Origin of the sequence: Gemmobacter denitrificans, from assembly GCF_036964905.1 — a bacterium.
GTDB lineage: Bacteria > Pseudomonadota > Alphaproteobacteria > Rhodobacterales > Rhodobacteraceae > Gemmobacter > Gemmobacter denitrificans.
Window position 1 is genome coordinate 104,516 of sequence record NZ_JBALHR010000009.1, and the last position, 23,134, is coordinate 127,649.

At 64.6% G+C, this 23,134-nt stretch carries 21 protein-coding genes; 5 read left to right on the plus strand and 16 right to left on the minus strand.

The window, feature by feature from the left end; translation table 11 throughout:
• Positions 1-93: 93 nt before the first annotated feature.
• The 3 genes from rnr to dapE are packed head-to-tail and all read right to left on the minus strand — an operon-like array spanning position 94 to position 3,964.
• Positions 94-2,337: a ribonuclease R gene (rnr, locus tag V6590_RS14500; RefSeq protein WP_335424324.1), complete on the minus strand. Its 2,244-nt coding sequence runs from the start codon at positions 2,335-2,337 to the stop codon at positions 94-96.
• Positions 2,338-2,387: 50 nt separating this feature from the next.
• On the minus strand, positions 2,388-2,810 hold the full coding sequence (locus V6590_RS14505; RefSeq protein ID WP_335424326.1) for a GNAT family N-acetyltransferase: 423 nt from the start codon (positions 2,808-2,810) through the stop codon (positions 2,388-2,390).
• Positions 2,807-3,964, minus strand: coding sequence for a succinyl-diaminopimelate desuccinylase (dapE, locus tag V6590_RS14510; RefSeq protein ID WP_335424327.1), 1,158 nt, complete (start codon positions 3,962-3,964; stop codon positions 2,807-2,809). Before dapE ends, V6590_RS14505 begins: the two co-directional genes overlap by 4 nt.
• Positions 3,965-4,333: 369 nt before the next feature.
• On the opposite strand from dapE, the gene V6590_RS14515 reads away from it, so the two are divergent.
• From V6590_RS14515 to V6590_RS14525, 3 genes are all read left to right on the plus strand, one after another.
• Positions 4,334-5,917, plus strand: coding sequence for a Hint domain-containing protein (locus tag V6590_RS14515; protein ID WP_335424330.1), 1,584 nt, complete (start codon positions 4,334-4,336; stop codon positions 5,915-5,917).
• Between the two features lie 11 nt (positions 5,918-5,928).
• Positions 5,929-6,966 carry a Hint domain-containing protein gene (locus tag V6590_RS14520; RefSeq protein ID WP_335424332.1) on the plus strand — a complete coding sequence of 346 codons (1,038 nt, stop codon included), beginning with the start codon at positions 5,929-5,931 and terminating at the stop codon, positions 6,964-6,966.
• A 77-nt stretch (positions 6,967-7,043) separates the two neighbouring features.
• Positions 7,044-8,609, plus strand: a complete 1,566-nt coding sequence (locus V6590_RS14525; RefSeq protein WP_335424334.1) for a choice-of-anchor L domain-containing protein — start codon at positions 7,044-7,046, stop codon at positions 8,607-8,609.
• Here V6590_RS14525 and V6590_RS14530 read toward each other — a convergent pair.
• The 9 genes from V6590_RS14530 to V6590_RS14570 all read right to left on the minus strand — a co-directional run bounded on the left by V6590_RS14530 (position 8,606) and on the right by V6590_RS14570 (position 19,313).
• Positions 8,606-8,950, minus strand: coding sequence for a DUF8846 family protein (locus V6590_RS14530; protein ID WP_335424336.1), 345 nt, complete (start codon positions 8,948-8,950; stop codon positions 8,606-8,608). The two genes, V6590_RS14525 and V6590_RS14530, sit on opposite strands and share 4 nt — an antisense overlap.
• Positions 8,947-9,972 carry a tetraacyldisaccharide 4'-kinase gene (gene lpxK / locus V6590_RS14535; RefSeq protein WP_335424338.1) on the minus strand — a complete coding sequence of 342 codons (1,026 nt, stop codon included), beginning with the start codon at positions 9,970-9,972 and terminating at the stop codon, positions 8,947-8,949. Before lpxK ends, V6590_RS14530 begins: the two co-directional genes overlap by 4 nt.
• On the minus strand, positions 9,972-11,150 hold the full coding sequence (locus V6590_RS14540; RefSeq protein ID WP_335424340.1) for a 3-deoxy-D-manno-octulosonic acid transferase: 1,179 nt from the start codon (positions 11,148-11,150) through the stop codon (positions 9,972-9,974). The genes lpxK and V6590_RS14540 overlap by 1 nt, the downstream gene beginning before the upstream one ends.
• Positions 11,151-11,165: 15 nt before the next feature.
• Positions 11,166-11,411 carry a DUF4170 domain-containing protein gene (locus tag V6590_RS14545; protein WP_335424341.1) on the minus strand — a complete coding sequence of 82 codons (246 nt, stop codon included), beginning with the start codon at positions 11,409-11,411 and terminating at the stop codon, positions 11,166-11,168.
• A 114-nt stretch (positions 11,412-11,525) separates the two neighbouring features.
• Entirely contained in the window at positions 11,526-12,656 is a 1,131-nt protein-coding gene (locus V6590_RS14550) for a CaiB/BaiF CoA transferase family protein (RefSeq protein ID WP_335424344.1), read from the minus strand.
• Entirely contained in the window at positions 12,653-13,423 is a 771-nt protein-coding gene (locus V6590_RS14555) for a DsbA family protein (protein WP_335424346.1), read from the minus strand. Before V6590_RS14555 ends, V6590_RS14550 begins: the two co-directional genes overlap by 4 nt.
• A 10-nt stretch (positions 13,424-13,433) precedes the next feature.
• Positions 13,434-13,970, minus strand: a complete 537-nt coding sequence (locus V6590_RS14560) for a DUF721 domain-containing protein (RefSeq protein ID WP_335424348.1) — start codon at positions 13,968-13,970, stop codon at positions 13,434-13,436.
• 105 nt (positions 13,971-14,075) lie between these two features.
• On the minus strand, positions 14,076-18,074 hold the full coding sequence (locus tag V6590_RS14565; RefSeq protein WP_335424350.1) for a PAS domain S-box protein: 3,999 nt from the start codon (positions 18,072-18,074) through the stop codon (positions 14,076-14,078).
• Positions 18,075-18,167: 93 nt separating this feature from the next.
• Entirely contained in the window at positions 18,168-19,313 is a 1,146-nt protein-coding gene (locus V6590_RS14570) for an alpha-D-ribose 1-methylphosphonate 5-triphosphate diphosphatase (protein ID WP_335424352.1), read from the minus strand.
• Positions 19,314-19,417: 104 nt separating this feature from the next.
• Between V6590_RS14570 and V6590_RS14575 the strand changes: the two genes are divergently transcribed.
• Positions 19,418-20,098 carry a DUF1045 domain-containing protein gene (locus V6590_RS14575; RefSeq protein ID WP_335424354.1) on the plus strand — a complete coding sequence of 227 codons (681 nt, stop codon included), beginning with the start codon at positions 19,418-19,420 and terminating at the stop codon, positions 20,096-20,098.
• Here the strand turns inward: V6590_RS14575 and phnN are convergent.
• The 4 genes from phnN to V6590_RS14595 are packed head-to-tail and all read right to left on the minus strand — an operon-like array spanning position 20,080 to position 22,942.
• A complete protein-coding gene (gene phnN, locus V6590_RS14580; protein ID WP_335424356.1) occupies positions 20,080-20,604 on the minus strand; it encodes a phosphonate metabolism protein/1,5-bisphosphokinase (PRPP-forming) PhnN in 525 nt (174 codons plus the stop codon). The genes V6590_RS14575 and phnN overlap by 19 nt on opposite strands.
• On the minus strand, positions 20,601-21,284 hold the full coding sequence (gene phnL, locus V6590_RS14585) for a phosphonate C-P lyase system protein PhnL (protein ID WP_335424358.1): 684 nt from the start codon (positions 21,282-21,284) through the stop codon (positions 20,601-20,603). The genes phnN and phnL overlap by 4 nt, the downstream gene beginning before the upstream one ends.
• Before the next feature lie 3 nt (positions 21,285-21,287).
• A complete protein-coding gene (gene phnK, locus V6590_RS14590; protein ID WP_335424448.1) occupies positions 21,288-22,061 on the minus strand; it encodes a phosphonate C-P lyase system protein PhnK in 774 nt (257 codons plus the stop codon).
• Between the two features lie 5 nt (positions 22,062-22,066).
• A complete protein-coding gene (locus V6590_RS14595; RefSeq protein WP_335424360.1) occupies positions 22,067-22,942 on the minus strand; it encodes an alpha-D-ribose 1-methylphosphonate 5-phosphate C-P-lyase PhnJ in 876 nt (291 codons plus the stop codon).
• 28 nt (positions 22,943-22,970) lie between these two features.
• Between V6590_RS14595 and V6590_RS14600 the strand changes: the two genes are divergently transcribed.
• Positions 22,971-23,132: a hypothetical protein gene (locus V6590_RS14600; protein ID WP_335424362.1), complete on the plus strand. Its 162-nt coding sequence runs from the start codon at positions 22,971-22,973 to the stop codon at positions 23,130-23,132.
• Positions 23,133-23,134: the final 2 nt, after the last annotated feature.

Genomic DNA, 23,134 nt, shown 5'->3' on the forward strand with positions numbered 1-23,134 from the left:
GCCCCTTTCGTGTGTTATTGAAACTGCTCTGCGCAACAATCTAGCCCGAAGCCGGGGCTGGCGGAAGCCCCGGACCGATGGGCAGGTGGCGGATCACCGCCGTTTGCGGATCACCCGGCGCTTGGCTTCCTTGGCGGCGAACTGGCCCGGTTTGCGCGGCTTGTAGCTGCCTTGGCGCGGCTTGGGGCTGCGTGGCGCGCTGCCCTCGATCTCCAGCAATTCCAGCGTCAGGCCGCCGGTGACCGGGATCGCCTCGGCCAGCCGCACGGTGACCCGCTGGCCGATGCCGATCACCATGCCGGTATCGGCGCCCGTCAGGCTCTGGCTGTCGGCATCATAATGGAAAAACTCGCGCCCGATGTCGCGGATCGGCACCAGACCATCAGCCCCGGTTTCATCCAGCTTCACGAACAGCCCGAATTTCTGCACCCCGGAAATGCGGCCGCCAAAGGTCATGCCCACGCGGTCTGACAGATAGGCCGCCAGATAGCGGTCGATCGTGTCGCGTTCGGCGGCCATGGACCGGCGTTCGGCATCCGAAATCAGCTTGCCGGTTTCATCAAGGTTTTCCATGTCCTGCGGTGACAGGCCATCCTTGCCCCAGCCATGCGCGGCGATCAGCGCGCGATGCACGATCAGATCGGAATAGCGCCGGATGGGCGAGGTGAAATGGGCGTAATTGCGCAGCGCCAGACCGAAATGGCCAAAGTTCTGCGGCGCATAATAGGCCTGGGTCATGCTGCGCAGGGTGGTCAGATTCAGCAATTCGTCAAATTCGGTGCCCTGCGCCTGCGACAGCAGGCTGTTCAGGTGCCGCGTCTGCAAGACCTGCCCCTTGGCCAGCACAAAGCCCGAGGCTTCGGCCACTTCGCGCAGGGATTCCAGCTTTTCGGGGCTGGGTTCTTCATGCACCCGGAACAGCAGCGGGCGCTTCAGCCGGATCAGTTCCTCGGCTGCGGCGACATTGGCGAGGATCATGAATTCCTCGATCAGCTTATGCGCATCGAACCGGTCGCGGAAGGCCACTGACAGAACCTTGCCGGCGTCATCCAGCACGATCTTGCGTTCGGGCAGTTCCAGATCCAGCGGCTGCCGCGCCGCACGGGCGATCTTGCAGGCCGCATAGGCCGCGTAAAGCGGGCGCAACACAGGATCGAGCAGCGGTTCGGTCACCGCATCGGGGGCCCCGTCGATGGCCGCCTGCACCTGCGCGTAATGCAATGATGCACGCGACCGCATCAACCCGCGGGTAAAGCGGTGCGCGATCTTGTGGCCCTGCGCATCCAGTTGCATCCGCACGGCCATGCAGGGGCGATCCACCGCCTCGTGCAGCGAACACAGATCACCCGACAGGGTATCGGGCAGCATGGGCACCACCCGGTCGGGGAAATAGGTGGAATTGCCACGCTTGCGGGCTTCGCGATCCAGCGCCGATCCGGGGGGCACATAATGCGCCACATCGGCAATCGCCACCCAGACCACATGGCCGCCGGGGTTTTTCGGATCGTCATCCGCATGGGCATGCACAGCATCGTCGCGGTCGCGCGCATCGATCGGGTCGATGGTGACCAGCGGCAGATCGCGCAGGTCTTCACGCGCACCCAAGGTGACGGGCTGGGCTGCATCGGCCTCGGCCATCACCGCATCGGGGAACTGGTCAGGGATGCCATGCTGGTGAATGGCAATCAGGCTGACGGCGCGCGGCCCCGCCGGATCGCCCAGCCGCGCCACGATCCGGGCCGTGGGCAGGCCCATGCGTTTCGGCCCGGCCTGTTCGGCCTCGACCAATTCGCCATCCTGCGCATCCATCGTCAGATCGCGCGGCACGCGCCATTCCTTGTCGGCGCCCTTGTCGATGGGCACGATCCGCCCGCCTTCATGCGCCTGCCGGAAGATGCCCAGCACGCGGATGGCGTTCTGGCCCAGCTTGCGGATCACCCGCGCTTCATAGCCGTGATCTTCGCCTTCCACCCGTGCCAGCTTGGCCAGAATACGGTCGCCCTGTCCAAGTGCCGGATCGCCGCTGCGCGTCAGCACATGGATGCGCGGCGCATCATCGCCCTGCCATTCATGCGGGCGGGCAAACAGATCGCCCGCCGCATCGGGCGGCAGGATGACCAGGATCGACACCGGCGGCAGCACACCTGCCTTGCGGTAATGGCGTTTGCGCTTGGCCACGCCGCCTTCGGCCTCAAGTTCCTTGAGCAGGCGCTTGAGTTCGACCCGGGCTACGCTGCCCTTGATGCCGAAGGCCTTGGCGATATCGCGCTTGGCGGTGGCGCCGGCATTGTCGGCGATCCATTGGCGAAGCTGGTCTTTCGAAGGTATCTGATCCATGGCCCCTGCCTACCATGGCCGGGCCAGCCCGTCAGCCGCAAATCGGGGGATCAGAGCGGCAGCAGCATGTCGCGATGCGGGATGCCGGCATCGTCATATTCCGGGCCCTGTGCGGTAAAGCCCAGGCGTTCGTAAAACCCGAGCGCATGGGTCTGTGCCCCCAGTTTCACGCTGGTGATGCCGGGCTGGGTGCGAAAGTGTTCGACCGCCGCCCGGATCAGCGCCGCGCCCAAACCGGTGCCGCGCTGATCGGCCAGCACACAGACCCGGCCGATCTTTCCCGTGCTGCCATAGGTCAGCAGCCGGGCCGAGCCGACAGGGCGGCCCTCGACCGTGGCCAGCAGATGCGTGGCCTGCCCATCCAGATTGTCGATCTCGTCCGCTTCGGACACGCCCTGTTCTTCGATGAACACGGTGCGGCGCAGCGCGCGGCAAGCGGCGATGTCATCGGTAACGGCGATCACGGCTGTCATGCGAAATAGTCCTTCAGAATGCGGGTGTAGATGGATTTGAGCTGATGGATCTGCGCCACCTCGACCCGTTCATCCACCTGATGCATGGTCTTGCCCACCAGCCCGAATTCGACCACCGGGCAGTGATCCTTCACAAAGCGTGCATCCGATGTGCCGCCCGAGGTGGAGTATTCCGGTGTCACCCCGGTTTCGGCCTGCACGGCGCGGGCAATCAGGGCCGAGAAATCCCCGGGCGGGGTCAGGAAGCTTTCGCCCGAAATCTGGATGCGCAGGTCGATGCGCACCCCGGTTTCGGCCTGCACCGCCGCGGCATGACCACGCAGCCATTCGGTCAGGCTGGCCCCGGAATGGGCATCGTTGAAGCGGATGTTCACCGTGGCGCTGCCCTTGGCCGGGATCACGTTATTGGCCGGATTGCCGCAATCGATGGTGGTGATCGCCAGCGTGGAGGCATCGAAATGGTCGGTGCCCTGATCCAGCGGTTTTTCCTCCAGCCGTGCCAGCAGCTTGACCAGCGCGCTCATCGGGTTTCTGGCGCGATGCGGATAGGCGCTGTGGCCCTGCACGCCTTCAGCGGTGAACCAGCAGGTCATGCTGCCGCGCCGCCCGATCTTCATCATTTCACCCATCACATTGGGGCAGGTTGGTTCGCCCACCAGACAATGCGACATGCGTTCGCCCTGCGCGGCCATCCAGTCCAGCAGCGCCACGGTGCCATGTTCGGCATCGCCCTCTTCATCGCCGGTGATGGCCAGGATCACCGCGCCATCGGGCGGGGTCTGGCGCACGAAATCCACCGCAGCGGCGGCAAAGGCGGCAACGCCGGTCTTCATGTCGGTCGCGCCGCGGCCCCAAAGCACGCCATCCACCACCTCGCCGCCAAAGGGATCGCGCGACCAGGCGGCGGCATCGCCCACGGGGACGACATCGGTATGGCCGTTGAAGCCGAAGGATTTGTTGGCCCCCCGTGCGCCCCAGCGGGCATACAGGTTGGCGATCCCGCCGCGATCCACCCGGGTGCAGGCAAAACCCGCGCCGCTGAGCAGCTGTTCCAGCACGCCAAGCGCGCCGCCTTCGGCCGGGGTGACCGACGGGCAGCGGATCAGCTCGGCGCTGAGGGCGACAGGGTCGATGGGCGTGGTTGCTGCGGTCATGTCGGGCTCCGGTCCGGGATCTGCCCAAGGGATATGCAAGGCCCGGCGCAAGGGCAAGCATTTGCCGCCTGCTGCACTGCCGCGCCCGGCATGTCGGGCCGCGCTTGCGGTGGCCGCCTGACGTGCGGCTGTGGCCCGCAGGCCACCTGACGGCGCGCAAATGTTCGATTGTGGCAAAAAGAAGGATGACAAAGGGATTTCCTGCGGCATATCCTGTTCATGCGGTCAAAAAACAAAAATCGACCGCCGAGAACGAGCAGTAGACCCGCGACAGGACGGCACCGGCTGATACACAGCCGGGCATGGCACAGGGCAAAGGCCCCGTGACGCAGCATGGTGATCCGGCCTGTCCCCGAAAAGGGGCGAACCATGGCGACAGGCGCCGAACTGAGCTATAACACCAACGCTTCGGCGTTGCAGATGGCCAATACCATCTTCGGAGACGGCGTGACCGTGACCGGGGCCAGCTATACAGGCCCTTCCACCTCGTCGGCGATCTATTCCAACGGCCAATTGGCATCGGGTGTGACGCCGTCGAATACCGGTGTGATCCTGTCCACCGGACGGGCCACGGATTTCACCCAGAGCTTTGGCGATCCCAACCGGTCGGCGGGCACATCGACCGACACGTCGGGCATCAACGGCAACAGCCTGTTCAATGCGGTGGCCGGAGCCACCACCTATGACGCGGTCTGGATGGATGTCGATTTCATCCCCACCGGCAATACGATGACGATGAAATTCGTCTTCGCTTCGGAAGAATACCCCGAATACATCAATTCGCAGTTCAACGATGTGATCGGCGTCTGGGTGAACGGGACGCAGGTGCCGGTGTCGATCGGCAATGGCAAGACCAGCGTCAACAACATCAACGGCAATACCCAGCCGAACCTGTTCCAGTCGAACACCAATGACTCCTTCAACACCGAGATGGATGGCTTCACCCTGACCCTGTCGCTGGATATTCCGGTGAACAGCGGGATGGTGAATTCGATCCGTATCGGCATCGCCGATGTTTCGGATGCGATGTATGACAGCAATCTGCTGATTGCCGCAGACAGTGTTCAAACGGCGCTGGTCGCGCGGGATGACAGCGTGACCATGGGCCTGAATGGCACCCGCACGCTGGATGTTCTGGGCAACGATCAGGGCCCTGCCGGGGCCACGCTGACCATCACCCATGTGAATGGCATTCCGGTTGTGGCCGGACAGACCATCACCCTGTCATCGGGCCAGCAGATCACGCTGAACGCAGACGGCACCTTTACCATTGTGGGCGACGGGCAGGCCGAGACTGCGTCCTTCACCTATACGGTGGCCAATGGCAACGGCAATGGCGTGTCGGATGTCGGCATTGTCACCATCAATCAGGTGCCGTGCTTTGTTGCCGGAACCCGTATCCGCACGCCGTTGGGGGACCGGCTGGTCGAAGAGCTGCAGCCCGGCGATCTGGTGATGACGCTGGATGACGGGCCACAGCCGCTGCGTTGGGTTGGCCAGCGCCGTGTGGCGGCGCTTGGCAATCTTGCCCCGATCCGGATCAAGGCCGGCACATTTGGTGATCACGGCACATTGATGGTTTCGCCCCAGCACCGGATTCTGGTGCGCGACAATCTGGCCGAACTGCTGTTTGGCGACGAGGAAGTGCTGGTCGCGGCGAAGGAACTGGTGAACGACCGGTCGATCCGGCAGATTTCGGGCGGTGAGGTGGAGTATGTCCATCTCTTGTTCGACCGGCATCAACTGCTCTGGTCCGAAGGGCTTTTGACCGAAAGCTATCTGCCGGGGCCGCAGACCACCGCAAGCCTGGAACCCGAACTGGTGGCCGAAATCTGCGCGATTTTCCCCGAACTCGACCCGGCAACCGGCAAGGGTTACAGCCCGACGGCGCGGCGCAGCCTGCGCAGCTATGAAGCGATGATCCTGATGCGTGACGCCGCCCGGGCAGCCTGAGGCGCGGGCCGATGGCGGGATGGCTGGCACTTTCGGATCAAGGCGCGCCCCCTGCGGCGCAGCGCCCGGGCGAAACCCTGCGACGCGGCACGCTGGTCTTTGAAATCACCACACCGCTGCAACAGGCGGGCGTGCTGATCGACTGGGTCGCAGGCGCGGGCACCGGTCAACGGTCGCTGGCGCTGTTTCATGATCATGACAGCGGGTTGATCCTGTTGCAGCGGCAAGGGGCGCTGCTGATGCGCCATGTCCTGCCGGGACCGCTGCCCGAGGTGCCGGGGCTGGCGCGTATCCTGTTCCATTGGGATCAGGATGCCAACAGTTGGGACATGCGCTACAGGCGCAGCGATCTCGATCTGGAGTTGCGTGCCGGTGGCACCGGGGTTCTCTCGCCGCGTCTGGGGGATCTGGTGGTCCTGTGCCAGAACGGAATGACCGGGGATCAGGCGCTGGCCGAACGGAGCGCGACGCGGCATCCGGCCCTGTTGTGGTTCGGGGTCACCGACGGGGCCGCACCCCCGCAAAGCGCGCCGTGGATCGGCCCGCGCACACAGATCCAGACGCCGACCGGCTTTCGTCTGGCGGCCCAGCTTCGCCCAGGTGACATGGTTCTGACCGAAGACCGGGGGGCCTGCATGTTGCAATCGGTTCGGCGGCTGGACCTGCCGGGTCGGGGGCGGCACGCGCCCGTCCTGTTGCGCGCGCCCTATTTCAGCCCGGCGCGTGACGTGTTGGTCAGTGCCGATCAGGCGCTGGTTCAGCGCGGGTCCGATGTGGAATACCTGTTCTTTGAAGATGCGGTCCTGGTGCAGGCGGGCTTTCTGACCGATGGCCGTGCCGCCTTGCTGGATACGCGGCGCGCAGTGATGGCCACGGTATCGCTGGATATCGGACGGCCGGGCCTGATTCTGGGCGAAGGGCTCAGCTTTCTGTCCGCCCAACATGGGCCGGGTGCAGAGATGCCGCCGCCAATGCGTCAGTTGCACCGCTATGAGGCCGTTCCACTCATGGCTGTCCTTGGTCACGGTGCCGGTCGCAGCGCCGCCTGATCGGGTGTTAACGGCCCCTCAATGTTCTGCCGCCAAATTGCCTGACGTAGGGGTAATTCCTGCGGGTGTGGAACGGCATGGCAACGGCATCGGAACTGGCAATCAACACGCAGGCTGACGCCCTGCAGATGGCAAATGAAATGTTCGGTTCGGGCATTTCCGTGGTGAATGCCACCTATATCGGGGCACAGGGGGCATCTGGCATCTATTCCGGTGCGCAAACCACCATGCCGGGCGTTGCCCCCAGCGACAGTGGCGTGATCCTGTCCACCGGCAATGTGACCGACATAACCCAGTCTTTGGGCGATGCAAACATCTCGGCCGGAACCTCGACGATACATGGCACCGCCGGGGATGCCGGTCTGTCGCAGATGGCCGGGGCAGAAACCTTCGATGCGGCGGTGCTGACGGCGGATTTCATTCCGACCGGCAACATGATGACGATGCAGGTTGTCTTTTCGTCTGAAGAATATCTCGAATATGTCGGATCGGGGTTCAACGATGCGGTGGGCATCTGGGTCAACGGGGTGCGCGCCGAACTGATGGTCGGCAATGGTGATATCACCATCGACAACATAAATAATGTCAGCAATTCGAACCTTTATGTCGATAACCCGGCCTCTGCGCAGCAGTTCAACACCGAGATGGACGGGTTCACCATCACGCTCACGCTGAAGGCACCGGTCAATCCGGGGGTGGTGAATACGATCAAGATCGGCATTGCCGATTCCGGTGACGCAACTTACGACAGCAATCTTTTCATCGCCGGCGACAGCGTTCAGGTGGCGCTGGTGGCTCAGGACGACATGATCGAACTGGGCAAGAAGGGCAGTGTGACGGTCGATGTGCTGGACAATGATGTTTCCACCCTCGGATCAGCGCTGACCATCACCCATATCAATGGTCAGCCCGTGGTGGCAGGCAGCACCATCACCCTGCCAACCGGGGAAGAGATCACGCTGAATGCCGATGGCACGCTGACATTTGAATCCGACAGCGCGCCAAAGGAAAACCTGCTCACCTATACGGTTGAAGACGAATACGGCAATACCGACGTCGGCTATATCACGGTTGAAACGCTGGTGCCCTGTTTCGTCGCCGGAACCCCGATCCGCACCGCGCTTGGTGATCTGCCGGTCGAACAGATCCGGCCGGGGATGCAGGTGCTGACGCAGGATCACGGGTTGCAGACCGTGCGCTGGTCAGGGCAGCGGCGGGTGCCTGCGCAGGGCCGTCTGGCACCTGTGCGCATCGCGGCACATACCTTTGGCGATCATGGCACGATCAGCGTTTCGGCGCAGCACCGTATCCTTGTGGCCGGGGCGCGGGCCGAATTGCTGTTCGGGCAGGCCGAAGTGTTGGTGCCTGCCCATGCGCTATGCGATGGCCGCAAGATCCGGCGCAGGCCGGATGGCGGCATGGTGACCTATGTGCATCTTCTGTTTGACCGGCACGAAATCATCTTTGCCGCTGGCCTGCCGACCGAGAGTTTCCATCCCGGCGCGACAGTCCTGTCGAAGATGGAGGCCGAAAGCCGCAGGGAAATCCTGATGCTGTTTCCCGAACTGGCAGATCTTGGCGCCCCGCCCATGGCACGGCCCGCATTGACGGCGCGGGAAGGCGTGCTGCTGCGGCCAAGCTAGTCGTAAAACGGGGTCATCTGCGCCACGATGACCGAATTTTCGTCCAGCGCCCGCTGCATCAGGGCGCGTTCTTCGGCATCGATCTCATCGCCTGCGGCCTCGCGTTCCTCCAGCGATCCGTAGCCGGACACATCCAGCGGGGCCAGGTCGGCCTGTTTCAGGATGGCAACCGTTTCGCGTACCGCTTCGGCCTCGTCCACGCCGCTGGCATAGATCATCAGCGCGCCGCCGGTCGCCTTGTCGGGCAGACCGTCACCGGCCTTGCGGCCCACTTCGACCACCAGGGTGAACACCTGCTGCGGGCGTTTCGCCTTGGGGGCGTCATTCATGGCTTCGGTCATTGCGTGCTTCCCCGGCTGTCCATGCTGCCAGCTATGCCGGAAGCGGCAGGCGGGTCAAGCTGCACGCCGATCCGCGCCAGCGCGGCTTCCAGCGGGTGCCATTCGGTCAGGCGCAGCCGCACCGGCAGGGTCAGCACCCTTGGGCGAAAGGCGGCGGGCAGGCGCACGGCATCCTTTTCGGTCGTCACCAATTGTGCCCCGCGGGCCATCGCCTCGGCCTCCAGCCGGGTCAGCAGGGCGGGCGACAGGGGCTGGTGATCCTCCAGCGGTTCGGCGCGCACCACCTCGGCCCCTTCGGCGCGCAGCGTGGCAAAGAACTTTTCGGGATGGCCGATCCCCGCAAAGGCCAGCACCCTTTCGCCGTGCCAACCCATGCCCATGGGCAGCACCTCCAGCCGCCCCCGCAACCGGGGCAGGGGGCTGGCAAACTGCGCATCGAATGCCGTTTGCGCCGCAGCATCACCAATGGTCAGCAGCAGGTCGGCCCGTGCAAGACCCACCGCCACGGGTTCGCGCAGCGGACCTGCGGGCAGGCACAGCCCATTGCCAAAGCCGCGCGCGGCATCCACCACGATGATCGACAGGTCTTTCACCACCGCCGGGTTCTGGAACCCGTCATCCAGCAGGATGACCTTTGCCCCCGCCGCCTCGGCGGCACGAACGCCTGCCGCGCGATCCTTCGCCACCCAGACCGGGCAGAAGGCCGCCAGCAGCAGCGGCTCGTCCCCCACTTCATCGGCCAGGTGTTTCGGTTCTACCTGCAGCGGGCCAGCCAGCCGCCCGCCATGGCCCCGGCTGACGACATGGACACCCGACAGCCGTTCGATCAGCGCCATTGCGGTGGGGGTCTTGCCGGTGCCCCCGGCATGCAGGTTGCCGACACAGATCACCGGGACCGAGGCGCGATAGCCGGGCCGGGTCAGACGCCGGGCGGTGGCCGCCGCATAGATTGCGCCCAAGGGCTGCAGCAGCCGGGCCAGAACCGTGGGTTTCGGGCGATCCCAGAAGGCTGGCGCGCGCATCACGCCTCTCCCAACAGGCGGCGCAGCAGGGCCAGGGCGCGCTCTGACGCCTCGGCCCCGTCAGAACAGACCCCCCATGCCGCCTGCGCCAGACGGGCCGCGCGGTCGGGCGACAGCAATTCCGCCAGCGCCTCGGCCAGATCGGCGGCAGAGCCGACCGACCGCGCCGCCCGTGCCGCGCCCAACCGGCCAAAGGCCAGCCCGAACGGCCCCGGGCGCGGCCCATGGATCAGCGCCGATCCAAGCGCCGCCGGGGCCATCGGGTCGCACTGGCAGCCGGTGCCCGCCAGCGATCCGCCCAGAAAGGTCAGCGGCGCGAGGCGATACCACAGGCCCAGTTCTGCCGCATCGGCGATCAGCACTTCGGTTTCCGGTTCGGGTTCCTCATCGCGGTTGCGCAGGGCCACCTGCCAGCCTTCGGCGCGCTCCAGCCGTTCGGCCAGAACCGGCGCGCGATCAGGGTTTTGCGGCACCACGATCAACAGCAACCGATGGGCCAGCCGCAGGGCGGAGCGATGGGCTTCGATCACGGCGGGTTCTTCGGCCTCGGGCAGGCCGTTTGCCAGCCAGACCGGACGCGCGACAAGCTGCCGGGCCAGCGCCGCGCGCTCGGCCTCGGTGCAGGGCAGGATGGCGCTTGGTTCTTCCAGCCGCCCGGTTACGGCGATGCGATGCGCACCTGCCTTGCGCATGGCCCGGCCCGCGCCATCATCGACCACAAGGATTTCGGCCAGATGCGACAGGGCCGATTTCATCAGCCCGGGATACCAGCCTTCGCGCCCCGGGGGCAGCACCGGCGCGCGGGCATCCACCATCGCCATGGGAATGCGACGCTCGGCCGCCTCAAGGATCATCGCCGGGCGCAGTTCGCCACCGGAAAACAGGATCGCCTCGGGCCGCCAATGATCCAGAAAGCCCCGCAATTCGGCGCTGCCCTCCCCCGGAACGGGTTGCCACAGGGCGCCTTCGGGCAGGGGGCCGGGTTCGGGCGCGGTGATCAGCACCGGATGGCCGTCTTCTTCAAGGATATGGCGGGCCAGTTCCCACAGGCCGCGCCCCTGATCCATGCCCGGCGCATGCAGCCAGACCAGCCGACCCTTTGGCCGGTCAGGCCGGGCCAGAACCTCCGGCCCGGTGCGCCGGCCCGCAAGCTGGTAAAGGGTCAGGCCGATTGCCATGGGCCGCTGCCAGGGTCAGAGCCCCAGTTCCTCGGTCGCCGAGCCGGGCTGTGCCTCGTCGCGCAGGCGATGAATATGGGCGATGAAATAGCGCATATGCGCATCATCGACCGTGCGCTGCGCTTCTGCCTTCCAGGCCGAAAAGGCGCTGGCATAATCGGGGAACATGCCGACGATATGGATGTTCTTCACATCCTTGAACACGTTCTTGCCGGGGCTGACCAATTCGCCCCCAAAAACCAGATGCAGGCGCTGAGCCATGGAATGTCACTCCGTTTTCCTGTTGCCGCGACCCTAGCGGATGACAGGGAAAAGTAAAAGGCGCGTGGCGGACATGGCCACGCGCCCCCGGAAACTGCTGCGAATTGCAGCGGTTCACGGGCCAAGGATGTCTTTCTGATGCTCGCCCAGCCTGGGGGCCGGACGATCCAGTGCCAGATCGGCCCCTGAAAAGACCATGGGGCTGCGCATGCCCGGCACGCCGCCCGGCGCGATCTGCATGGCGCGGGCCACGATCTGCGGATCGGCGAAGACCTCGGCCATGTCGTTGATCGGCCCGGCGGGAACGCCCTGCGCTTCGCAGGCGGCCAGCAGATCGGCCTTGCTGCGCAGGCGCGTGGCCGCCGTGATCCGCCGGGTCAGCTCTTCGCGGTTGGCGATGCGGTCGGCATTGGTCAGGAATTCCGGCGCTTCGGCCATGTCGTCCAGACCCAGAATGGCGCAAAGCTTGCGATACTGGCTGTCATTGCCGGTGGCGAGGATCAGCCATCCATCCGCGCAATCGAACACCGCATAGGGGGCCAGATTGGGATGGGCATTGCCCATCTTGCGAGGGGCGACGCCGGTGGCCAGATAGTTCATCGCCTGATTGGCCATGATGGCGCTGGCCACATCCAGCAGCGCCATGTCGATATGCTGGCCGGTGCCGGTGCGCCCGCGTTGCACCAGTGCCGCAAGGATCGCGGTTGTCGCATAGACCCCGGTGAAGATGTCGGCCACCGCCACCCCGGCCTTTTGCGGCTGGCCATCGGGTTCGCCCGTCACGCTCATGATACCGGCCATGCCCTGAATGATGAAATCATAGCCCGCGCGATGGGCATAGGGCCCGGTCTGGCCAAAACCGGTGATGGAACAATAGATCAGCCGGGGGTTCACCTGCCTGAGACTGGCATAATCCAGCCCGTATTTGGCCAGACCGCCCAGTTTGAAATTCTCGATCACCACATCGGCATCGGCGACCAGACGGCGCACGGTTTCCTGCCCTTCGGGGGTGCGGAAATCGCAGGTGATGCTGCGCTTGCCGCGGTTCGTGGCGTGGAAATAGGCGGCCGACCGGTCGCCTTCCCGTTCGATGAAGGGGGGCCCCCAACGGCGGGTATCGTCGCCTTCGGGGGCCTCTACCTTGATGACATCGGCCCCCAGATCGGCCAGCGTCTGCCCGGCCCAGGGACCGGCCAGAATGCGGGCCAGTTCAATGACGCGCAAACCTTCCAGCGGGGTCGTCACTTGGCCAGCTCCGCCTCGATCAGGGCCTTCAGATCGGCATAGCTCATGTTCGGGTGCTTTTCGCCGTTGATGAAGATCGAAGGCGTGCCTTCAACCTTGTCGGCTTCCATGTTCTGCTGGAACTTTGCCACCATCGCCTCGGCCAGTTTTTCATCCTTGAAACAGGCTTCAAGCTGCGGGTCTGTCAGGCCCGCCGTGCGGCCGATCTTCTTCAGGTTTTCGATCACCACGCCCGGATCATCCGATGCCGCCCATTCGCGCTGCTTTTCGAACAGGATGCCGTTCAGGCCGAAATAGCGCATCTCGCCGCCGCAGCGCGCCATAATCGAGGCCCAGAGACCGTAGCGATCAAAATAGACCTCGCGATACACGAAGCGCACCTTGCCGGTGTCGATGAACTCCGACTTCAACTGCTTGAAGACCTGATCATGAAAGGTGGCGCAATGCGGACAGGTGTATGAGGCATATTCGGTCACCGTCACCTTGGCATCGGGATTGCCCAGCACCAGTTCGGGAACCTCGGGCAGGGTGGTCGAGGCATCGGGGGCAGGTGTCGGGGCGGGTACAGCCTCCGGGGCCGGGTTCTGGGCAGCAGTGTCGCTGGTGGCGGGGGCTGTGGCCTCGGGCTGCGCCGGGGCGCTGCTTTCGGGTGCCGTCGCCTGGGGTTCCGGCGGGTCCTTCGGGGCAAAACCGATATAGGCGGCCACCGCGATCACGGCCACTGCGGCCCCAAGGCCAAGCGCGAGGCGCTGGTTCATGCTGCTCATGGTTTCAGTCTCACTTGTCTTTCTTGCGGGTCAGATAATTGCGGGTCAGGGCTTCCAGTGCCTGACGCAGGCCTTCATCCTGCACGCCCGCCCCGGCATCGCGGGCGGCGGACAGGATTTCGGGCGCAGGTGCGGGGGGTGGCGCGACGGGCGCGGCGTCAAACTGGGCCTGCCCTTCGGCAAAGCCCATCGGGGCCGTCTGGGTCAGGGTGATACGGCCAATGGCGGCATAGCCATAGCAGGCGTTCACCCGGTCGCGCAGACGGGGCAATTGCATCTGAACCATCGGCGCATCGGTGGATCTGACCAGCAAGGTCAGCGTCGCGCCAAAGGCCCCCTTGGCATAGCCCACCTTCACGGGGCGGGTCAGCCGGGCCAGATCTTCGCCCACCACCTCGGGCCAATGGGTCAGAAGCCGGGTGACGGCAAAGCCCCGGCTTTCACCGGCGCTGCGGATGCGGTCCTTCAACAGGCCCGAAGCCGGTTCGAACCCGCGCATCCGCCGCCCCTTGGGCGATGCCTGCCATGTTTCCGCCCCGTCGCCCATCCCGCCTCCGGTGATTTGACCGTTACCTTAGCGGCAGCGCGCGGGTCGTGCCAGCGCCTGACGGCCCTGCACCCATAAAGATTGCGTTATGGGGGGCTGGGGGGGTCAGCCCGGCGCGGGCTGCCTCACGCGGGCAAGGGCGCGGGCCAGATCGTCGCGCCGGAAGGGCTTGGCCACATAATCGGCGAAGCCCGCCTCGAAATAGCTGTCGATCTGGTGTTTCATCGCATTGGCGGTCACCGCAATGGCCGGTTGGGGCAGTTGCATGTCGCGGATCGCGGCCAGCGTTTCGACCCCATCCTTGCCCGGCATCGATATATCCAGCATCAGCACATCGAAATCCTGCCCCGCCGCCGCCGTGATCGCCCTTTCGCCATCCTCGACACAGGTGACCATGACACCAAGCGCCCCCAGCATCGCCTTCAGGATCAGACGGTTGGTCGCATTGTCATCGGCCACCAGCACACGCAGCCCGGGGAAGGCCAGCGGTGTTTCTGTGGCGGCGGGGGCTTCGGGCAGGGTCACGGCTTCGGGTTCGGTCAGCGGCAGGGTCAGGCTGACGGTCGTGCCCCGGCCCGGTTCACTGGACACCGACACCGACCCCTTCATCAACTCGACCAGATGGCGCACGATCGACAGGCCCAACCCCGTGCCGCCATAGCGCCGCGATGTGGCCCCATCGGCCTGTTCGAAATCCTCGAACACCCGCGCGGCCTGTTCTTCGGTCATGCCGATCCCGCTATCCTTTACCTCGATCTCCACCGGGCAGCCCGTCTTGGCCCGCATGACCACGGTGATGGAGCCTTCATGGGTGAACTTGATCGCATTGCTGATCAGGTTGTGCAGCACCTGCAGGATGCGATGCGGATCGCCCAGTCGCGGGCGCGACGATCCGGCATCGGCCAGCACCGAAAAGGACAGGCCCCGGTCATGCGCGCGCAGGGAATAAAGCGCCTCGACCTTGGCGGCAAGATCGCGGGGCACAAAGCTGCTCAGCTCCAGATCCAGCTTGCCCGCTTCGACCTTGGCCAGATCGAGAATATCGTTCAACACGTTCAGCAGACCTTCGCCGGATTCGCGGATCGTTCCGATCATCTGGCGCTGCACCGGATCGCTGATCGCATCCGACAAAAGCTCGGCCATGCCCAGAACCCCGTTCAGCGGTGTGCGGATTTCGTGGCTCATATTCGCAAGAAACTGCGATTTTGCCCGGTTCGCGGCTTCGGCACGTTCCTTGGCAATGTAAAGCTGGGTGATGTCGGAACAGACGCCGCGATAGCCCAGAAAGCTGCCATCGGCGGCAAAGACCGGGGTGCCGCTGGTGCGCACCCAAGTCTGCCCGGTCTGGCGGGGCACCATATAGACGAAATCGCTGATCGTCGCCCGGGCCTCAATCGTGCGGGTCAGGGCATCCCAATCGGCGCTTTGCAGCATGGCAGGGGTGCGGGCCGCGATTTCGTGCATGGTCTTGCCCAGCAGCCGCGCCGGATCAAGCCCCGTGGCGCGGGTCAGGCTGTCGGACAGGAAGGTCAGCCGGTGGTGGTCATCGGTTTCCCAGAACCAGTCGGCACTGACGGATGCGATATCGGCGAACAATTGCCGCGCGGTATCCCGTTCCGATGTGGCCTGATTGAGGTCGTCATAGGCCTTCTGCAGCGCCATTTCGCGGCTCTTGGCCTCGGTAATATCGATATGAATACCGGCTGTCGCCACGACCCGGCCCTCGGCATCGCGGCGGGTCACTTTCCCACGGGACGATACCCAGATCCAATGCCCGTCACGGTGGCGCAGGCGCAGTTCGTTTTCGAACCGGTCCACACCGGTTGCAAGCTTTGCCAAAAGGCCGGTTTCCAGATTGCGCATATCATCGGGATGCACCAGTCTTGGCCAGTAATCCGGGTCGGCAGTCAGGTGCGTCGCGTCATAGCCCAGCATTTCGGCCCAGATTCCGTTGATCGTATTCACGCCATTCGCATGTTCCCATGTGCCGACCGAGGCCGCCTGAATGATATCTTCCAACCGCTGTTCGGCCTGTTTCAATGCGGTCACGTCGATATGCACACCCACCATTTCGACCGGGCGGCCATCGGCATCCCAGCGGGAAACCCGGCCGCGCGACTGGATATTGACCCAATGGCCCTGCTTGTGCCGCATGCGGAAGGCATAGGTCAGGTGTTCTTCTTCGCCGCTGAACACCCGTTCCAGTTCGGCATGGATACTGGGCCGATCATCGGGATGAAGCTGATCTTCCCAGAACCGGATGGTCAGCGGTTCGATTTCCTCAAGCCGGTATCCAAGGATCGATGCCCAGCGGGCATTGATCCGGTTCGTCCCTGTCGTGATGTCCCATTCCCAGGTTCCTGCATCTGCGGCATCAATGATATCTTCAAGCCGACGTTCAGCGCGTTTCAGGGCCGTGATGTCGATGCGCATTCCGACCCGGCCACCTTCGGGTGTGGCGCGCTCCAGAACCCGCAGCCAGCGGCCATCCGACAGTTCAATTTCGTGCAGGGACAGGTCTTGCAGATGCAGACGCATCTTTTCGGCCAGCCACGCCTCTTCGCGACCGATGGCATCGCGGTAAACCCCACGTTCCAGCCCGCAGCGCAGAATATCCTTGAAGGGCGTTCCCAGTTTCATCACGCCTTCCAGTTCGGGGAAGAACTCTGAATAGCGGTGGTTGAACAGCGTCAGCCGGTCTTCTGGATCGAAATAGACGAAGGCATCCGGCAATGCCTCGATCGCGGTTTGCAGCTGGCGGCGCGCGGTTTCCGATTGCCGGGCCAGTTCCGCCAGCCGCGCCGCGTGGTTGCGACCTTCGGTAATGTCGGTCTCGACCGAGACAAATCCGATATGGGTGCCCTGCGCATTGCGCAGCGGGTGCAAAGTCATGTCCGTCCAGTAACGGTTGCCGCGACGGTCGATATTCTCGATCTCGGTCCGGCAGGGGCTGACGGAGGCAAAGGCCCGGTCGATCAGGGCGATGGTTTCGGCGGGTGTATCAGGGCTGCGGGCAAAACCGGACAGATCACGCCCCAGGGCCTCGGTCAGCCGATAGCCCGATCGTGTTTCAAAGGCAGGATTGGCCCAGAGGATACGGCGGTTGCAATCCAGCACAACGACAAGATTCGTCATCAGCCGAACGACCTCTTCCAGCACCAGAAGCTGGTTCTGGCGCTGTTGATCTGCAGTCACTTCGCGGATGACAAAGACATAGCCGCTGCGATCCCCCTCAAAGGCGCAGGGCCTGCGGGCGCAACTGAAATCGAACCAGCGTTCGCCGCCGGACGCCGGCAGGCTGTAGCGCCGCTGCGCAGAGCGGCCTGCGCGATCGGCCTCGGCCATGGCCTGACGCGCGACCGTGGCAACAGTCGGGGGCACCACCTCTTCCAGAAGATGGCCAATCATTTCGGCATGGGGGCGGGCCAGAAGATCGGCGCGGGCCGAATGGTAATCGACATACCGGCCCTCATCATCAATCTGAAGGATCAGGTCGGGCAGCGCGTGCAAGGTGGCCTGCAATTCGCGGTGGGCGCGTTCTTCGGCTTCATGCGCCGCGCTGCGTTGCAGGAGCGAACCGATGGCCCCCGCTACCGCGCGCAGCAAGGTCACCTCATGCTGCTGGAACTGGCGGGATTCGCATGTGACATCATAGCCGACAAGCCCGGTCATCCGGCCTTCGGCCACAAGCGGCACCAGAAGAACCGTGCGAATGTCCTGTGCCTGCAGATGTGCTTTTTGCGGGCCATCGGGAAGGGCTGCGACATCCGCGACATGAACGGCCTGACCGGTTGCAAGCTGATCCATCAGCGGGCCAACTTCGTCCCGCGGCACGTTTTGCAGGCGGGAGATCATCGCTTCGATCCCCGGGGCGCACCATTCATGCGTATTGTCCAGCCAAAGCCCGTCGCGCAGCTGAAACACATAGGCCCGGTCCACTGCGGCGGCTGACCCCATGCGTTCCAGTGCCGCGTTGATGGTGGCATCGGTTTCGGCCAGGGGCGCCTGAAGGATCTGGCCCAGCAGTTCGATCACCAAAGCATACAGGCCCGATGGATCGCCGGGCCATGCAGGTTCAAGTGGTGATGGCTGCACGACGCCCATGTCGCCCCCTGCTTGCTGGTCACACCATGCGCATACCCTGATGAATCAAGGGTAAACCTGCAAGCATCGCCGCAAGCCGGGGGCGTAGGGCGGTCAGCCGATGCGGCGGCCCTGCACCCAGACGCCCCGCACCGCGCCCGCTGCGCCGATCCGGGTGACCCGGATCACATCGGCGCGGGCGCCGGGCACCAGATGGCCCCGGTCAGGCAGGTTGGCGGCATCGGCGGGGGCGGCGGTCACGGTGGCGATGCCGCGTGCCGGGTTGCCCCACAGATCGCCCAGCATCAGCGCCGCCGACAGCAGCGAAGACGGCACATAATCCGATGAAACGATGTCCAGCAGGTCCGCCTCGGCCAGCGCCTGCGCCGCCACATTGCCCGAATGGCTGCCCCCCCGGATCAGGTTCGGCGCCCCCATCATCACCTTGATGCCGTGATCGTGGCAGGCACGCGCCGCCTCGACCGTGGTGGGAAATTCGGCAAAATGGGCTCCATGTTCGGCGGAGCGGGCGACATGCCCGGCCTCGGTATCATCATGGCTGGCCAGCACCGCCCCATAGCGCCGGGCAGCCGCCACTGCCGCCGCCTCATGCGCCGGGCCAAGCCGCGCGGTCAGCGCCTTCTGGCTGGCGACATGATCTTCAAATTCCGCATGGCTGATGCCATGCTTGCCGCAGACATAGTTGCGCAGTTGCGTCACATCGCGGAACTGGCGTTCCCCCGGCGTATGGTCCATCAGGCTGACAATGCCGATCCGGTCATCTGGGCCGAACTTGTCCAGTTCGGCAATCAGGGTTTCCGAACAGACTTCGGCCCGCAGATGCAGGAAATGGCTGATCCGCAGCGCACCCTTGGCGCGCAGATCAAGGATTTCATCGGCCAGATCGCGGGCATATTCGCCGTAATTGGCCTTGGCGTTGGAGATGACAGAGCCCACCCGCAGCGCATCGAAAACGGTGGTGATGCCCACGCTGGCCAGTTCGGCATCATGGGCGATGATGGCGGCGGCGTGGGGCCAGTTCACCTTGGGGCGCGGTTCGATATGGCGTTCCAGATTGTCGGTATGCAGTTCGATCAGGCCCGGCATGACCAGATCGCCTTCGCAATCCATGGCGCCTGCGGGCACGGCGCTGCCTTCCGAAATATCGGCGATCCGGCCGTCCAGCAGGCGGATCTGGCCCCGCAGCACCGCATCCGGCAGCACAAGCTGCGCATTGGCAAGAATGATTTCCTGGCTCATCTTCTGATCTTTCCACTTGTCGCGCGGGTCTGGAACGGGCCTTCTGGCATCATCGCGTCACATATATGTGACATCGCCCCGTTACAGCGCCCTGCATGATGATAATGAAACGCTACGCCGTCTATTTTGCCCCGCGCCCCGGTGCCTTTGCCGCGCGCAGTGCCGCCTGGCTGGGTTGGGATGCCGCAACCGGGCAGCCGGTTGCCCAGCCCGACCTGGCAGGCCTGCCGCGCCCGGTGGCTGAAATCACCACCGATCCGCGCCGCTACGGCTTTCACGGCACCATCCGTGCGCCGTTCCGTCCGGCCGATGGGGTTACGCCAGACCAGATCAGCGACGCTGTCGCCGCATTGGCTGCGCGCAGCCCAGCCGTGCCCTGCGAGGGGCTGCGGCTGGAGGATCTTCACGGCTTTCTGGCGCTGATCCCGCAGGGCGATCTGTCGGCCCTGCTGGCGCTTGGTGCGGCGGTGGTCGAGGCCACCGATCCGCTGCGCGCGCCATTGTCCGAGGCCGAGATCGCACGCCGCAAGCCCGAAACCCTGACCCCGCGCCAACGCGATCTGCTGGATCGCTGGGGCTATCCCTTCGTGTTCGAGGAATTCCGCTTTCACCTGACGCTGACCGACCGGCTGGCGGCGGATGAGGCCGCGCATGTGGCACCGCTGTTGGCGGCGCATTTTGACCCCGTGCTGCCCCGGCCCTTCGTGATCGAGGATCTCTGCCTGTTTGGCGAAGATGCAGAGGGGCGCTTTCATCTGCTGGGCCGTCATGCGCTGACCGGCTGAAAGGCGGCCAGCAACCGCGCGATCCCTTGTTCGGCGGTGCCGTCATTCATCACTGTGGTGGCGGCAATGCCGGGTGGCAGGGCGAAATCGGCACGGGCCAGCCGTGCGGCGATATCTTCCAGCGGTTCGCGCCCGCGCTGTGCCAGCCTTGCGGCCAGCACCTCGGGCGGGGCGGTGACAAGGATCACCCGCAGATCGGGAAAGACGGACCGCGCGGCCAGCAGCGCCCCGCGCGATCCGTTGAAGACCACATGGCCCGGACGGTTGAACTCTGCCCAGGGCAGGCCATAGCACAGCCCATGCGCCTGCCAGTCCAGCGCGAAATCGCCCCGCGCCTTGCGTGCGGCGAATTCGGCGTCAGTGACGCCTTCGAATTTCTCGCCGCCTGCGGCTTCAGGGCGGGTGATGGTGCGGCGCACCAGATGCAGGTCGGGCCGGGCGCGCAGGGCACCCGCCATCAAGGTATCCTTTCCCGCCCCCGAAGGGCCGACAATGGCGTGGATCATGCCGCCAGCCCCGGGGTAAAGCCCGTCACATCGACCTGACGGTCACACAGCCGGTCGCGGGCGGCCTCGTCATGGAAGATGCCAAGGATCGCCGCGCCGCGCGCCTTGGCCTCTTCGATCAGGGTCATCACCACCTCGCGGTTGGTGGCATCCAGACTGGCCGTCGGTTCATCCAGCAGCAAAGCCGGGTAGGCATGGGCAAAGCCGCGCGCGATGTTCACCCGCTGCTGTTCCCCCCCCGAAAAGGTGGTGGGTGACAGCGACCAGAGCCTGCGCGGAATGTTCAGCCGCGCCAGCAGATCGGCCGCACGCGCACGCGCATCGTCCCCTGGATGGCCCAGCGACAGCAGTGGCTCGGCCACGACATCAAGCGTCGGCACCCGGGGCACCACGCGCAGGAACTGGCTGACATAGCCCAGCGTCTCGCGGCGCAGCGCGATGATCTGGCGCGGTGCGGCGCGGGCCACATCCAGCCCGCCCACCATGATCGACCCCGAAGCGGCAAGGTAATTGCCATAGACCATGCGCATCAGCGTCGATTTGCCGGCACCCGACTGGCCGGTCAGTGCGACACATTCGCCCGGGGCCACCTGAAGGCAGGCCCCGGCCATGACCGGGATCACCGTGCCGCCCTGATTATGCAGGGTAAAGTTCTTGGACAGGTTTTCGATGCGGATCATGGGTCACACCTGCAGGACAGAGCTGACAAGCAGCTGGGTATAGGCATGTTGCGGATCGTCCAGCACCTGATCGGTCAGACCCTGTTCCACAACATGCCCGGATTTCATCACCATCAACCGGTCGGCCAGCAGCCGCACCACGGCCAGATCATGGGTGACGATGATGACCGACAGGCCAAGATCGCGCACCAGACCGCGCAGCAGATCAAGCAGGCGGGCCTGCACGCTGACATCAAGGCCCCCGGTCGGTTCATCCATGAACACCAGCCGCGGCCCGGTCACCAGATTGCGGGCGATCTGCAGGCGCTGCTGCATCCCGCCGGAAAAGGCCGAAGGCCGGTCATCGATCCGGTCGCCCGCGATTTCCACCCGTCCCAGCCAATCCAGCGCGGTATCGCGCAGGCGTCCGTAATGGCGCCCGCCCACCGCCATCAGCCTTTCGCCGACATTGCCACCCGCGCTGACGCCCATCCGCAGCCCGTCGCGCGGGTTCTGGTGGACATAGGCCCATTCGGTCCGCGACAGGCGGCGGCGTTCGGTTTCGGCCATGGCCAGCACATCGCGCCCGTCATAGCGGATCTGGCCCCGGTCGGGCCGCTGATGGCCCGCCAGACAGGACAGCAGGGTCGATTTGCCCGAACCGCTTTCGCCCACGATCCCCAGCACCTCGCCCGGGAACAGATCGAAGGACACGCCGGTGCAGCCGATGCGCGGACCATAGCGCCGCTCCAGCCCCGTGACCTGCAACAGCGGCGTATCGGTGATGGTTTGAACCATATCCTTCATGCGGCACCCCTTTCGTCACCGGCCCAAAGCCGGCCCTTGTGGCCCTGTGCCCGGCGGCAGGCGCAGAAATCGGTATCGGAACAGACGAACATGCGCCCGCCCTGATCATCGGTGATCACCTCGTCCAGATAGCTGTCGGAGGCGCCGCACAGATCGCAATCATGCGGGGCTTTCGACGGTTCGAACGGATGATCTTCGAAATCCAGACTGACCACCCTGGTATGCGGCGGCAGGGCATAGATGCGCTGTTCGCGCCCCGCCCCGAACAACTGGATCGCCGGGCTGTCCGACAGTTTCGGATTGTCGAATTTCGGAATGGGCGACGGGTCCATCACATAGCGGCCTTCCACCTTTACCGGATAGGCATAGCTGGTGGCGATGGTGCCGTGGCGGGCGATGTCTTCATACAGTTTCACATGCATGAGCCCGTATTCCTCCAACTCGTGCATCTTGCGCGTTTCGGTTTCGCGCGGTTCCAGAAAGCGCAGCGGTTCCGGGATCGGCACCTGATAGACCAGAATCTGGCCTTCGGTCAGCGCGGTTTCCGGAATGCGGTGGCGGGTCTGGATGATGCTGGCCTGCGCCGTGGCTTCGGTCACCGCGACGCCTGCCGTGCGCTGAAAGAACTTGCGGATCGACACGGCATTTGTCGTGTCATCGGCCCCCTGATCAATGACCTTCAGCGTGTCTTCCGGGGTCAGGCAGGCGGCGGTCACCTGCACCCCGCCGGTGCCCCAGCCATAGGGCATGGGCATTTCGCGGCTGGCAAAGGGTACCTGATAGCCGGGAACGGCAATCCCTTTCAGGATGGCGCGGCGGATCATGCGCTTGGTCTGTTCGTCCAGATAGGCGAAGTTATAGGCATCAGACATGGCGGGACCCTTGGGACAGAGGCAGGGAATGCTGGAATTCATTCATTGGTTGGGGGCCATCGGTTTGGGCCTGATCGCGGTGCGCTATTACGCGCTCAAACACGGACTTCCAGGAATCGAGCCGCCCTCGCCCGGCGGACCGGGTGGTGCCGGATGCGATGACGGGGGTGGCGATGGCGGGGGCGATTAGGG